Annotated in this window: 10 protein-coding genes and 1 tRNA gene; 5 read left to right on the top strand and 6 right to left on the bottom strand. The window is 65.5% G+C overall.

Annotation, left to right across the window (positions count from 1 at the left end; translation table 11 throughout):
* Window positions 1-10: 10 nt before the first annotated feature.
* The 5 genes from DD559_RS08030 to DD559_RS08010 are packed head-to-tail and all read right to left on the bottom strand — an operon-like array spanning window position 11 to window position 5,959.
* Window positions 11-1,192 carry a Gfo/Idh/MocA family protein gene (locus tag DD559_RS08030; RefSeq protein ID WP_116468721.1) on the bottom strand — a complete coding sequence of 394 codons (1,182 nt, stop codon included), beginning with the start codon at window positions 1,190-1,192 and terminating at the stop codon, window positions 11-13.
* A 23-nt stretch (window positions 1,193-1,215) separates the two neighbouring features.
* A complete protein-coding gene (locus DD559_RS08025) occupies window positions 1,216-2,478 on the bottom strand; it encodes a Gfo/Idh/MocA family protein (RefSeq protein WP_116468720.1) in 1,263 nt (420 codons plus the stop codon).
* Window positions 2,475-3,308 (bottom strand): FAD:protein FMN transferase, encoded by an 834-nt coding sequence (locus tag DD559_RS08020; protein WP_116468719.1) that lies wholly within the window; start codon window positions 3,306-3,308, stop codon window positions 2,475-2,477. Before DD559_RS08020 ends, DD559_RS08025 begins: the two co-directional genes overlap by 4 nt.
* Window position 3,309: 1 nt before the next feature.
* Complete coding sequence (locus DD559_RS08015) at window positions 3,310-4,623, bottom strand: Gfo/Idh/MocA family protein (protein WP_116468718.1); 1,314 nt, start codon at window positions 4,621-4,623, stop codon at window positions 3,310-3,312.
* A 58-nt stretch (window positions 4,624-4,681) separates the two neighbouring features.
* Window positions 4,682-5,959, bottom strand: a complete 1,278-nt coding sequence (locus tag DD559_RS08010; RefSeq protein ID WP_116468717.1) for a 3-keto-disaccharide hydrolase — start codon at window positions 5,957-5,959, stop codon at window positions 4,682-4,684.
* Between the two features lie 394 nt (window positions 5,960-6,353).
* On the opposite strand from DD559_RS08010, the gene DD559_RS08005 reads away from it, so the two are divergent.
* Window positions 6,354-9,341, top strand: a complete 2,988-nt coding sequence (locus tag DD559_RS08005) for a TonB-dependent receptor (protein WP_240610165.1) — start codon at window positions 6,354-6,356, stop codon at window positions 9,339-9,341.
* A 45-nt stretch (window positions 9,342-9,386) separates the two neighbouring features.
* A complete protein-coding gene (locus tag DD559_RS08000; protein ID WP_240610164.1) occupies window positions 9,387-10,262 on the top strand; it encodes a hydroxypyruvate isomerase family protein in 876 nt (291 codons plus the stop codon).
* A 175-nt stretch (window positions 10,263-10,437) separates the two neighbouring features.
* Here DD559_RS08000 and DD559_RS07995 read toward each other — a convergent pair.
* Window positions 10,438-10,527: transfer RNA gene (locus DD559_RS07995), tRNA-Ser, on the bottom strand.
* A 158-nt stretch (window positions 10,528-10,685) separates the two neighbouring features.
* Here DD559_RS07995 and DD559_RS07990 point away from each other — a divergent pair.
* The 3 genes from DD559_RS07990 (at window position 10,686) to DD559_RS07980 (ending at window position 14,086) form a co-directional block, all read left to right on the top strand.
* Window positions 10,686-11,723: a lytic murein transglycosylase gene (locus tag DD559_RS07990; RefSeq protein ID WP_116468715.1), complete on the top strand. Its 1,038-nt coding sequence runs from the start codon at window positions 10,686-10,688 to the stop codon at window positions 11,721-11,723.
* A gap of 207 nt (window positions 11,724-11,930) precedes the next feature.
* On the top strand, window positions 11,931-13,097 hold the full coding sequence (locus DD559_RS07985; RefSeq protein ID WP_116468714.1) for a D-alanyl-D-alanine carboxypeptidase family protein: 1,167 nt from the start codon (window positions 11,931-11,933) through the stop codon (window positions 13,095-13,097).
* Between the two features lie 5 nt (window positions 13,098-13,102).
* Entirely contained in the window at window positions 13,103-14,086 is a 984-nt protein-coding gene (locus DD559_RS07980) for a DNA polymerase III delta subunit-related protein (protein WP_116468713.1), read from the top strand.
* Window positions 14,087-14,111 lie beyond the last annotated feature (25 nt).

Here is a 14,111-nt window from a genome sequence, read left to right as displayed (position 1 = left end):
TGCTGAGGAATCAGCCGCCCTGGAACGGCGGGCGCTGGCCGCCTTCGAGCGTCCGTGCCTTGTCCTGCGCGGTCAGCACCAGCTCGGCGGCGAGCAGCGCCTGGGACTGGCTCTGCGCGACTTCGGTGTGTTCGACGACGTCGGTGACGAACTGCGGCCCGAACGGCAACGGTACCTTGCTGCAATCGATGTAGCGGATGCCCTTGCGGTCGGCGATGAACAGGTGGTTGCCGCCCGGGCGCCCCTGGATGTCGACGTACTTGCGCAGCTCGATATAGCCCTCGGTGCCGAGGATGAAGACGCGGCCGTCGCCCCAGGTAGGCAGCCCATCGGGCGTGTACCAGTCGACCCGCACATAGCCGGTGCCGCCACTGCCGGTCAGCATCATGTCGCCGAAGTCCTGGAACTTCGGACGGTTCGGCGTGGCGAAATTGCCGACCTGCGACGCGACGACCTGCGCCTCCGTCGAGCCGGTATAGAACAGGAACTGGTCGGCCTGGTGGCTGCCGATATCGGTTAGGATGCCACCATAGTTGGCGACGTCCCAGAACCATTCGGGGCGGCTCGGCGCGCTCACGCGGTGCGGGGCGATGTTGATCGTCTGCACCACGCGGCCGATCGCGCCGGCATGGACCAGCTCGCCCGCCTTCACCGCCGCGCGGACCTCGAGCCGTTCCGAATACATGATCGCGAACTTGCGCTTGGTCTCGGCGATCGTGCGGCGCACCTCGGCGAGCTGGGCGAGGCTGGTGATGCCGGGCTTGTCCGAAAGGAAGTCCTTGCCCGCGCGCATCACCCGCACGCCGAGCGGCGCGCGGAGATTGGGGATCGACGCGCTGGCGACCACCTGCACGCTCTTGTCCTCCAGGATCTCGGCTTCGCTGCGCGCCACCTTCACGTCGCCATAGCGGGCGCGGAAGGGGACCAGCTGCTTGGGATCGCCCGCATGCACCGCCACCAGCGTGCCGCCGCCGCGGATCAGCGCGTCGGTGATCGCATAGATGTGCGAATGGTCGAGCCCGATCACGGCGAAGCGGATGCGGTCCTTGGCGCTCGGGTCCGGTCCGGTCGGCGCGGCATTGGCGGAGACGCCGTTGCCCTGCGCGGTCGATTGGGCGCGGGCAGTTCCGGCGAGCCCGGCGCCGATGAGGCCAGCGCTGGCGAGGAGCAGGCGGCGGTCGATCATGTCCATGATGCTATCCCTTTGGGAGAAGGTCAGAAGGTGACGAGGTCGGTCGGCCAGGCGAGCGCCTTGCCCTGATCGATCGCCTGTTCGCCGAGCAGCGAGGCGACGCTGGCGTGATAGGCCTGGGCGAGCAGGCCCGGCACTTCCTTGCCGCTGCGCACCGCTTCGCCGAAGCCCTCGAACTGGAGCATCGTCTCGTCATATTCGCCCCAGCCGAGCGAATCGCCGGGGGTGGTGACGGGGAGTTCGGGGAACCAGGTCGCGCCGCCGATCGGCACGGTGTTCTTGCGGCCGGCCTGCACGTCGGCGCGCATGCGGGCGAGGGCGGGGACGGCGCCGGGCTGGACCTCCTGGTAGATCCGGCCGAGCTCGGGCTCGATCGTGCCCTTGCTGCCCTGGATCTGCTCCTCGCAGCCATAGCGGGCGTTGTTGAGCATCGAGGTGTAGATCACCTTCCGCCCATCCGAATAATCATAGATCAGCGCGACCTGGTCGTAGACGTCGCGGCCGTCCTTCCAGAAGCAGATGCTGCCGGATCCCATCACGCGGGTGGGAAGACCGCCCATGAACCAGTTGGCGACCTGGAGCTGGTGCGTCGCCAGCTCGGTCATCAGCCCGGCCGAGCGATCGCGGTGAAGCCGCCAGTTGATCTCGCGCTCGGTGCCGCCCGGCGGGATCTGGCGGCGCCAGCTGCGGTTGCGGTGCCAGCTGGCGCGGATCTGGGTGATCGGGCCGATCTCGCCGGCCTGGGCGCGCTTGAGTGCATTCAGATAGGTCGGGTTGAACAGCCGCTGATGGCCGATCTGGAGGATCTTGCCGCGCTGGCGAGCGCGGGTGACCATCGCGCTGCAATCGGCGATCGTCCGCGCCATCGCCTTTTCGCAGAACACCGGATAGCCGGCGTCGAGCGCGTCGATCGTTTGGCGGGCATGGAGGTCGAGCGGGGTGGCGATCACCACCGCGTCGATTTCGCGCGCCTCGAGCATCTTGCGATGATCGGTGAAGACCGGCGTGTTCGCCGGCACATAGGCGCGGGCCTTCGCCATGTGCGGCTCGAACGTGTCGCACAGCGCAGCGACGGTGCAGTTGCGCGTCTTGTTGAGGTTCTGGATCAGCGTGCGGCCGCGATCCCCGGTGCCGATCACGCCGATACGAACGCGCTGGCCCTTTGGGATGTCCTCTGCCGCGCGCGCGGCCCATGGGGCGGCGGTGCTCATCCCCAGGCCGGCCGAGGCGAGCAGCACCCGGTCGAGAAAGGTGCGGCGGGAGAGCGCGAAATCGTCGTCGGTCATGCGGTAGGTTCCAGTGCTCGCTTGGCGCCGACGGGCGCGGCATGGGGAAAGAGGAAGCGGCGGTCAGGGGCGGCGGCGCGTAGCCGCTCGCGCGCGGCGGGGTCGGCGACCAGCAGGGCGGTGCTCAGAGCCTCGGCTTCGGCGCCGGTCGCGGCGGCCGCGACGGCGGTGGCCGGCGTGGTGACGATCGCGCCGTCGGTCGGGCGGATCATCGCGGCGCGGTCCGGCTTGGCGGCGCCGGCGCCGATGGTGGACGAGATCGACAGCGATGCGTCCTGCAGCTCCAGTTCGACCAGCCAGGCACCCTCGTCCTCGGGGTGCGGCACGGCAAGCGGCCAGCCGCCGCCGAGCGGGTGCGGGCCGAGCACCGCGATCGAGCTTTCGCCGGCGGAGAGCAGGGCGGATCCCACGCCCATCGCCAGCAGCGCGGTGACCGCATGGTCGAGCGCATAGCCCTTGCCGAAGCCACCGAAGTCCAAGGTCAGCGGGCGGGCGGTGGAGACGCGGCGATTCGTCCGGTCGATGGTGAGTGCAGACCAGTGGCCGAGGCTGGGGTCGAACAGCCCGCCGGTCTCGCGCCAGAGCGCATCCACCTGCAGCAGCGCGGCGAATAGGAGCCGGTCCTCCACCGTCGCGGTCCCGTCGGTGGAGAGCGCGTCGTTGAGCGCCGTGGCGGGCGAGGGGTGATGGATCGTCAGCGCGTCCTCCACCGAAAGGATCGCAGCCTTGGCGGCGGCGAGCGGGGCGGGGTCGTCGCAGCCGAACAGGTGCAGCTCGACCCGCGTCCCCATGGCGGTGAACCGCGCCACGCTCGCCGCCATGTCCGTCATCTCAGCCGCGCACCTCCCAGCCGGGCTCATAGTCGACCGCCCAGAGCTTCAACGCGGCGGCCTCCCTGGGCTTGCCGGTCGCGGGATCGACGGTGATCGCGCCGCCGGTGCGATAGGCCATGTTGCCGAGGTGGCAGAGCGTGGTGCTGATATGGCCTTCCTGGATCGGCGAGTGCTGGGCCGTCTCGGTACCGCGGACCACGCCGAGGAAGTTCGCGGCGTGATAGAGGTCGAGCACGCCTTCGCCGACAGTGCCGGTCGTCTCCGATTCCGCCGGCGCCTTCACTTCGCGCAGCTTCTTGCCGGCCAGATCGTACAGTTCGAAGCCATTGCGATCGACCACCGCCGAGCCCTTGGTGCCGAGCAGCAGCGTGCCGCGGCCGCGGCCATAGCGGAGCATGCCGTTACAGCTTTCGCCGTCCCAGCGGATCGTGCGGCCGCCGTCAAAGCCGAGGTTCAGCGCGAGCGAATCGTACATCTCCCAGTCGTCGCCCTGGTAGAAGCGGCGGGCGCCGCGCGCGGTGACGGTGCTGGGGTAGGTGACGCCCATCAGCCAGCGGGCGATATCGAGCTCGTGCATCGCGTTGTTGCAGATCTCGCCGGTGCCGTATTTCCAGAACCAGTGCCAGTTATAATGGACGAGGTTCGAGCGGTACGGCCCGCGCGGGCGCGGCCCCTGCCACATATTCCAGTCGAGATTGGCGGGCGGCGGTACGATATGGCCTTTGCCGATCGACTTTCGGTTGTTCGCATACCAGGTCTGCGCCTCGTACATGTCGCCCAGCTCGCCGGCGCGGATCAGGTCGAGCAGCTGACGGGTTTCGACGCTCGAGCGCTGCTGGTTGCCGACCTGGAGCACGCGGCCGGTGCGCTTCTGCGCGGCGATCAGCGCCTCGCCTTCGGCCGGGGCGATGCCGATCGGCTTTTCGATATAGACGTTGCGGCCCGCGTTCATCGCGTCGATCGCGACCTTGGCGTGCCAGTGGTCGGGGGTCGCGACGGTGATGACGTCCACGGCCTTGGTATCGAGCAGCCGGCGATAATCGCCGGTGGTCTCGACCTTGCTGCCGTGCCGCTGCGCGAACTCCCCGGCGCGCTTGGCGAGCACCGTGGAGTCGACATCGGCGAAATGGGTGACCTGGACATTGGGCTGCTTGGCGAAGGCGCTCATATGCGCTTGGCCCCGGCCGTTGACGCCGACGATGCCGACGCGGATGCGGTCGTTCGCCCCCAGGATGCGCGCATAGCTGCTCGCGCTGATCGCCATCGCGCCGGTGGCGACGGCGCCCTTCATCATCGTTCGACGGTCGAACATGGCAGTGCTTCCCCTCGGTTCTTTATAGTCGTGATTTCAACCGTGCAGCGCAGACTCCTCAGAAGCGGCGCAGCTTGATCGAGCGGAAGTCGACACGGTCACCATGATCCTGCAGCAGGATCGCGCCCTCCGCCGAGGTTCCGAAGCCGGTGACCTTCGCGAACTTGCTCTCGGCGATCGCCGCCTTGAGCGCATCCGAGCCGCGCTCATATTCGACGACCTTGAAGCCGTTCAGCCAGTGTTCGACATGGGTCCCGCGCACCCGGATCGTCGCGCGGTTCCATTCGCCCGGCGGATTGCCGCGCTTGCCGGGGCTCGAAGGATCGGAAAGGTTGCGCGCCGGGATCAGGTCGTAGAGCGAGGCCAGCGTTCGGTTGCCGTCTCGGCCCATTTTGGCGTCCGGGTGCCGTGCATCGTCCAGCAGCTGATATTCGAAGCCGACATTGGACACGCCGCCATTCTGCAGCGGCGGCAGCAGATACTTGATGCCGCTATTGGCACCCTCGCTCAGCCGGAAATCGACCGAGAGCTCGAAGTTGCGATAGTTGGCCGCCGTGGCGATGTCGCCGCCGCCGCCATTCTTCTCGACCGTCAGGATCCCGTCGGCGATGCTCCAGCCCTTGGCCGGGAAACCGCCGCCCTTGGCCGAACGCCAGCCCTTCGACGTCCGGCCGTCCCACAGTAGCGTCCAGCCGGCGCGACGCTCTGCGGCGGTGAGCCGGTTCGGCTGCCAGCCCTGCTGCTCGACCTTGGTTTCGGGCAGCGCATAGCAGGCAGGGGAGTCGGTGATAATGCGCAGCCCCTTGAAGCGCACCTCGGGGCCCTTGGCCGCGACCGCGTCGGGCAGGGCATGGACCTGGAAGGCGAGGAAGCCGCGCGCATCGGTATCGTCGACGATGTCCGCCGCGGGCACGCCATTGAGGAAGGTGCGGATGCGGTTGCCGATTGCCTCGACGCGATAGTGGTTCCAGTCGCCGGGCTTGAAGGCCTTGCGGGCGGCTTCGTTGCGGCCGAGCGTGAACAGCCATTGGCGGCGCTGCTCGTCGTAGATGCCAGCGCTCCACGCGCGCGGCGAGGGGTCGATCTCCGCCTGATAGCCGAACACCACGCCGTTCCGGTAGTCGGGCCGGCTCTGGCCCCGGATCATCATCCCCGAATTGAGCGACGGATCGGTCTTCGCGTCGAACTCGACGATGAAGTCGCCGTACAGCTGGTCCGAGACCAGCCAGCTATTGGCTTTGCTGACTACCGCGCGGCCGACAAGTTCTTCGCCAACAACGTTGTATATCGCGTTCCCCCCGGTGCGGTGCCAGCCGGCGAGTCCGGGCTTGGGCATAAGGTCTCGCCAGGGCGCAGTTGCCTGCGCGGCCCGGACCGGCGGCGTGGTTTGGAGAGGGAGTATGGCCGAAGCCAGCGAAGCCACTGCAACCAGCGCGAGTGTACGAACCACCGTCTCTCCCCTTTATGCGTGTAACGGCTCCGTCCGTTGCCAAAGGCTACGGCGAAAAGCTCCCTTATTCGATAGAGATACGGCTTGGTCGGACCACTTGCAAGCGGGTTATCCATCTTGCCTGACATGAAAGAACGACTTGCGCTAATTGGTCTGGCCCAGTTGCCAGACATCAATTCGCCTGATACGCAGTGTCGCAGCCGTAAACCCGAAGATGGGGGCGGCGCCACCGCGCACCGCAAAGCTTCAGCACGAGTGCGCGCGAAATGGGAGAGGGGATGTGGGCACCTATCGTCGCCACAAAAGCGTATTGTTCGTATCGTCCAGCGTGCTTGCTGCACTGATCGCGACTTCCGCCGCTGCGCAAACCGCGCAGGAAACGCCTTCGGTCGTTCAGGAAGATGACGCACAGGCCAATGAGATCGTCGTCACCGGCTTTCGCGCGTCGCTCAATAGCGCGCTGAACCAGAAGCGATCTGAAACCGCTGCGGTCGACAGCATCGTCGCCGAGGACATCGGCAAATTCCCGGATTCCAATCTTGCAGAATCCATGCAACGCATCCCCGGCGTGGCGCTGTCGCGTGGCGATGGCGGCGAGGGGCGCAACATCTCGGTCCGTGGCCTCGGTGCGCAGTTCACCCGTGTCCGGATCAACGGCATGGAAGGCGTGTCGCAGGTCAGCGGCAGCGACATTCGTGGCGGCGTGGCGACAGGCCGCTCGTTCGACTTCGTGACGTTCCCCACCGAGATATTCTCGGCCTTGACCGTTCGCAAGACCACCTCCGCCGATGTGGAAGAAGGCTCGCTGGGCGCCACGGTCGATCTAAGCGCGCCGAAGCCGTTCGATCAGAAAAAGGACTTCGTCTTCTCCGCGACCGCGCGCGGCATCTACAACGATATCCGCAAGGAAGCCGATCCGCGGCTGTCTGCGCTTGTGTCCAAGAAGTTCGGCACCACGTTCGGCCTTCTGGGCAGTCTCGCTTATTCGAAGCGGCATATCGACGAGTACGCCTATTCGGCGGCCGATGTCGTGCCGACCACCGTCTATGGCCTAGCGCAGCCCGCGGGATCGGCCAATGCCGGCGTGATCTTCCCGTTCTGCACCCCCGTCGGATACCTCTACAAGGGCGCGCCCGTGAACAGCCCGGTGTCCGGCTACACCCAACCCAGCGGCGCGTCGATCGGCGCAGATGCGAACAATTGCAGCACCAACAATCCGCGCACCGGAAACAAGGCAGCCTATGACTATATCATGAGCCGCACCGGGGTGAACGGAAAGCCCGGCGGCGGCGTCTATTTGCCACGCCTGCCGCGCCCGGTGAAGGGCAGCCAGAACCAGGAGCGCATCGCCGGCTCGCTGACGGTGCAGTGGAAGCCGGACGACAATACCGACATCTCGATCGACGGGCTCTACTCGCGCTTCAAGGTCAAGCGGCTCGACACGATGATGGACGCGCGCTCGTTCGGCCGCGCCATTTCGAACAACGGCCAGCCGCTGACGTCGGTGCGCGAGATCGAGGTGGATGGCAACGGATCGCTGATCCACGGCCTGTTCGACGGCGTCGACCTGCGTTCCGAGATGCAGGATGAGCGTTTCACGTCCGAATACAAGCAAGCGAACCTGAACTTCGACCACCGCTTTTCGGACAGTTTCCGGTTGTTCGGGCTGGCTGGCGTCAACCAGTCGCAGCTCGATGTGAACCGGCTGCAGGTGGCGATCGATTCCAACGACACGCGCAATTGGTCGATCGACTTCCGCGACAATCCGAACATCCCGAAGATCGGCTACGGGATCGATACCACCAACCCCGCGCTGTTCCAGTTCGGTCCGCCGCTCACCAATGGCGACCAGCGCGGTCAGCTTTCGAACTTCATCCGCCGCAACACGATCACCAGCAAGACGTTCGAGTTGAATGCCGATTGGATGGTGACGCCGGCCTTCACCATCCAGGCCGGCGGCCAGTATCGCACCAACAAATATACCGCACGCGAGCGCCAACTCGCCACCAACACGCCGCTGGCGCTGCCGGCCGGTGCGGCTATCGCCGACTTCAGTTTCGTCACCAGCGGCATCGGCAAGAATCTGGGTGGCCAGCTGCAGGACTTCGTCTCGATCGATCCGGACAAGTTCCGGCGTGTCGTTGGCCTCGAGAACTACGTCTATTGCAGCATCGAGTGCGCCAAGGGCACCTATGGTGGTGTTAGCGAAAAGTACACGTCGGGCTATCTGATGGCCAAGTTCGACACCGAGAACGTCCTGCCGTTCAAGTTGCGCGGCGATGCGGGCGTGCGCTACGTCCGCACCAGCCTCGATACCTATGGCCCGATCACCACTGCGGCGCCTGCGGGGTCGCTCTATCCCTCGCGCTTCGAGATCTCCAATGTCAGCCGGTCGTACGAAGACTGGCTGCCGTCGATGAACCTCGCGCTGGACATCACGCCAAGCCTGATCGCGCGTTTTTCTGCCGCGCGGGTGATGTCACGGCCCGCCTATGGCCAGTTGATCCCGGCTGGATCAGCGAACCTGGCGATCCAGACGGCGTCGTTCAGCAACCCGTTCCTCGATCCGATCCGCGCCAACACGCTGGACGCGGGGCTGGAATGGTATTTCCGTCCAGGATCGTTGCTCTCGGTCGCGTACTTCCACAAGAATATCGAGACCTATATTCAGACGACCAGCACCAGCCTGGCCTTTCAGGACATCGGCTTGCCGTTGTCGCTGCTGAACGGAACGCAGTTGCGCCCGAACGACCAGTTCACCGTCCAGCGCAGCAACAACACGCCGGGCGGGCCGCTGAGCGGCGTCGAGGTAAACCTGCAGTTGCCCTTCACCTTCCTGCCTGGCTTCCTCAAGAATTTCGGTGCACTGGGCAACTTCACCCGGGTACGTTCGAACATCAACTACATCATCTCGCCGACGCTTTCGCGCACGGCGCCGCTGGTCGGCCTGTCGCCCGAGACGGCGAGCGGCACGCTTTATTACGAGGACAGCAAATTCAGCATCCGCTCGACGGTCAATTATCGTTCGTCGTTCCTGACGGCGGTCCCCAGCGGGTCGGTAGACGCGGACTCGACAGCGAATGCCCGGTCGATCTTCGTCGATGCCTCGGCCTCGTATAACCTTACCGATCATATCAAGCTGATCGCGGAAGTGCAGAACATCACCAATGAGACCAACCGCCTGACGGTGGATACGGTACGAAAGGATCCGCTCTACACCGCCTATTTCGGGCGCACCTATGCGCTGGCGGTGAATTTCGTGTTCTGAACCACCAGGGCCGTCCCGGTGCCGACAATGGCGCCGGGGCAGCCCATGGTGGCGGCGATGGATTTCCAGTATCGGGGGAGGATGATCACACGTCGCGCCCTCCTCAACGCTTCGCTCGCTGCTTGTGCGGCGGCTGCTTTTCCGGCGTCGGCCACGGCGGCAGGCAGGCTGAAGCAGTCGGTCAGTCGCTGGTGCTATCAGGATATTCCGCTCGATCGTCTCTGCGCAGAAGCGGCGCGGATCGGGCTACAGGGCATCGATTTGTTGCAACCCAGCGAATATGCGATTCCCGCCCGCTATGGCCTGCGCTGCACCATGGGCTATGCTGCCGACCTCATGACGATCCCTAATGGATTGAATCGACGGGAAAATCATGCGGCGATCGAACGGGCGTTCCGCGCCGGCATTCCGCTTGCCGCGAAGGCAGGTGTTCCCAACGTGATCGCCTTTTCGGGAAACCGCCGTGGCATGTCCGATGACGAAGGCGCGGAAAACACCATCATCGGCCTGAACCGGGTGAAGCGTATCGCCGAGGATTCCGGCGTCACGATCTGCGTCGAGCTCCTGAACAGCAGGGTCGATCATCCCGACTATATGGCGGATCACACGGCCTGGGGGGTGCGCGTTGCCAAGGAAGTCAACTCGCCACGGGTCAAGCTTCTCTACGACATCTACCACATGCAGATCATGGAAGGCGATCTGATCCACACGATCCGCACCAGCATTCCCTGGATCGGGCACTTTCATACTGGCGGCGTGCCGGGACGCCACAATCTGGACGACACGCAAGAGGTCAATTGGCGGGCTGTCGCGCAGGCCATCGCGGACCTGAGCTTTCAGGGCTATGTAGCGCACGAGTTCGTCCCGCAAGGCGATCCGCTGACGGCCCTCGCACAAGCAGTCCGCATCTTCACGGTGTAACGCGGTTTCCGACTTATGGGCCCGGTCAGACGGCTGCAGCTTTCCGTTAGCGAACCGTCGCGCGATACGTCGGCTATCTTTCGTGGTGCCGCAGGCCGATGACTCGCAGTCATGGCAGAAATGCGCAGAAAACAGTGTGTCGCGCGATGATTTGTGACAGCCGACAGATGGCGGCTGGCGGAGAGAGTGGGATTCGAACCCACGGTGAGCTTGCACCCACGGCGGTTTTCAAGACCGCTGCCTTAAACCACTCGGCCATCTCTCCGGGTGGCGCACCGCCTAATCGCACTTTGCCTCCGGATCAATCGTTCTGCGCATCCCGGGATTCCGCCGACGATCAGCTTATGGCCCACAAGAGCGTTTTCGTCGCGTTGCTGAAGGCCCGGGCTTTCGGCCAGCGGATTGCTGTGCAACAGCGGCGATATGCCGTTCCTTCGTTCGTATCGCGTCTGTCTAACCGCGCTCCTGGTCGCCATTGGTTTGCCGATCCTGCCGGCGGTCGCTCAAGATGAGGCCGGGTTCCAAGCCTATCTCAAGACATTGTCCGCCGAAGCGGCCGCCGCTGGGGTTCGGTCCAGCACGATCGATTCGGTGATCCCGACGCTGACCTACAATGCCCGCGTCGTGGAGCTCGATCGGCAGCAGCCGGAAAGCCGGCCCAATGCGCCGATTCCCGCCTTCGCGCCATATCGTGCACGCCATGTCGACGCCGATCGCATCAATCGGGGGCGGGTAGCGTATCAGCGCGCCCGGCCGCGACTTTCGGCGATCGAGCGCGAAACGGGCGTGCCCGAATCGATCATGGTGGCGATCTGGGGGCACGAGACCAACTATGGGCGGGTGATGGGCGGGTTCGATCTGCCACGGGCCTTGGCCAGTCTGGCCTATGAAGGGCGTCGCCGCGCCCTGTTCACCGAAGAGTTCATCGCCACGCTGAAGATGATGGACCGCGGTATACCGCGCGCCAAGCTGGTGGGCAGCTGGGCGGGTGCCTTTGGCGGCCCGCAATTCCTGCCCAGCGTGTATCTTCGTCTCGCTCGCGATGGCGATGGCGACGGCGTTGCCGATATCTGGTCCAGCGATGCCGATACGCTTGCCTCGATCGGCAACTACTTCGTCAATGCCGGCTGGCGAGCGGGCGTGCCGTGGGGATTCGCCGTCTCGGTACCGCCGGGGCTCGATCGCCGCATGCTTGCCAATCGCACGACCAGCCCAAGGTGCCCGCGCGTGCACGCGCGGCAAAGCGGCTGGAAAACGATCGCCGAATGGCGCGCCCTGGGGCTTGCGCCACAAACGCGCACCTGGCCCGCGGACAACGTATTGGCGACGCTGCTCGAGCCGGACGGCCCGGGTGCAACCGCCTATCTGCTCACCGGCAACTACCGGGTGATCCTCGATTACAACTGCTCCAATTTCTATGCCCTCTCCGTCGGCCTGCTCGCCGATGCCGTGGAACGTTGAGGTACCAAGTTCACTTTCTCCGCCATTCTGCGAGGAGATGCTTGCCCAGACGGTATCGGGATCCGTAAAGGCGGAGCATGGCTTGCTTTGCTTTCGATGCGTCGACCGGCGTGACGGAGCAGCAAAGGGGTCATTCGGGCTCTAGCGGGAGATGCGCGCCCGTTTCCGCCCGACTTGGGGTAATTTTTTGCGTTCTGGACCGACATCATGAAGAAGCTCGCTGCCATCTCGTTCCTGGCGCTCGCCATCGCCGCTCCTGTGCAGGCCGCCGGGCCGGATTTCCCGACGCCGGCACCGATCGCCTATATGGAGGACATGTCCTCTGGCGCGGTCCTGTTCGCCAAGGATGCCGACCGCCGCATGCCGCCCGCCTCGATGGCGAAAATGATGACGGTCTATGTCGCTTTCGACCTGATCAAGAAGGGCGAACTGAAGCTCGACCAGCCGATCGAAGTCCGCCCTGAGACCTGGAAGAAGTGGCATTCGCAGGGTTCGACGATGTTCCTTGCCGTCGGTGAGCGTCCGACCGTCGCCGATCTGCTGAAGGGCATCGTCACTTTGTCCGGTAACGATGCCTGCGTCGTATTGGCCGAAGGTGTGGCAGGCACCGAGGAAGGCTTCGTCAACCTGATGAACGATCGGGCTAAGAAGATCGGCCTCGCCAACAGCCATTTCGGCACCTCGAACGGCTGGCCGGATGAAGGCCGCACCTATGTGACCGCGCGAGATTTGGCGCATCTTGCCGCGGCGACGATCCGCGACTTCCCCGATCTGTACAAATCCTTCTATTCGCTGCCGACCTTCAGCTGGGGCAAGACGTTGGGTGCGGGTGCCGATATCACCCAGGCAAACCGCGATCCTCTGCTCGGCAAGGTGGCGGGCGCCGATGGCTTGAAGACCGGTCATACCGAAGAAGCGGGTTATGGCTTTACCGGCTCGGCCGAGCAGAATGGCCGACGGCTGGTGATGGTGATTGCCGGGCTCGACAGCTATAGCGGTCGCGCTGCCGAGGCCGTTCGCTTCATGAACTGGGGCTTTGCCGCCTGGAAGACCAAACCCGTGGTCAAGAAGGACCGCGCGGTCGGCGACGTATCCGTGCAGGGCGGCACGGCAAATCATGTCGCCGTGATCGCGCCGCGCGACCTCAACATCACGCTGCCCGCGGGCCTGAGCCCAAAGCTGACTGGTAAGATCGTCTATCAGGGGCCGGTCAAGGCCGGCTTCCACAAGGGCGACCATATCGCTGACCTGATCATCGAGGGCGAAGGCATGCCGCAGCAGGTGCTGCCGCTGGTCGCCGCCGAGGATGTCGGCCAGGCCGGGTTCTTCGGCCGCGCCTGGGCCGGGTTGATGTCGCTGCTCCACCTGGCCTGATCGACTTGGTCGACGCCCTGATCGGCAACCAGGATGCGCGCAACGCGCTCGCCGCCGCCATGGCGAGCGGCGCGCTGCACCATGCCTGGCTGATCGCCGGGCCGGAGGGCGTGGGGAAGGGGGCCTTTGCCCGGACCGCCGCCGCGCGGATGCTGGCGGAGGCGTTCGAGCCCGATCGGCTGTTGCCCGGCTGGGACGTGCCGGAGACCAGCCGCACCGCCGCGATGATCGCCGCGGGCAGCCATCCGGACCTCAAGATCCTCGCCCGGCTGCCCAAGGATGCGGACAAGCCGGACGAGGCGCTCGCCCGCTCGATCACGATCGCGCAGGTGCGCAGCCTGCAGCCGCTGTTCGCAACCAAGCCGTCGCTGGGGCCGCGTCGGGTGGTGATCATCGACGCGATCGACGATCTCGAGCGGGCCGGGGCCAATGCGCTGCTCAAGAACCTCGAGGAACCGCCGGCGGGGACGATCTTCCTGCTGGTGAGCCATGCGCCGGGCCGGCTGCTGCCGACGATCCGCTCGCGCTGCCGGCTGCTCCGCTTCGAGCCCTTGTCTGACGCTGAGACGACCACGGTGCTCCGCCGCCAGATCCCGGAGGCGAGCGAGATCGAGATTGCCGCGCTGGTCGAGGCGGCCGAGGGCTCGCCGGGCCGTGCGCTGCGTTTCGCGGGTCTGGACCTGTCGGCGCTGGAGGCGGACATGGTCCAGCTCGCCGACTATGGTGATCCGGACAATGCCGTGCGCACCCGGCTCGGCCGCCAGCTCGGTCTGAAGGCCGCGCAGCCGCGCTACGAGGCGTTCCTGGAGCGTTCCCCGAGCTTCATCGCCGCGCGGGCGAAGCGGCTGGAGGGGGAGGCGCTGCGGACCGCGCTGGATGCCTATGCCGCCGCGCGGGAGCTGGCCGGGGCGGCGCTGGGCCTGTCGCTCGATGCCACCGCGACCGTGTTCGAAATGAGCGGCATTCTCGCCCGGCTCGCGCGGCGCTGAGCGTACAGGTTGCCCGTTGCTGCGC

The organism is Sphingomonas pokkalii, from assembly GCF_003096275.1.
GTDB classification, from domain to species: Bacteria; Pseudomonadota; Alphaproteobacteria; order Sphingomonadales; family Sphingomonadaceae; genus Sphingomonas; species Sphingomonas pokkalii.
This window is presented reverse-complemented; position numbering and strand designations above follow the sequence as displayed.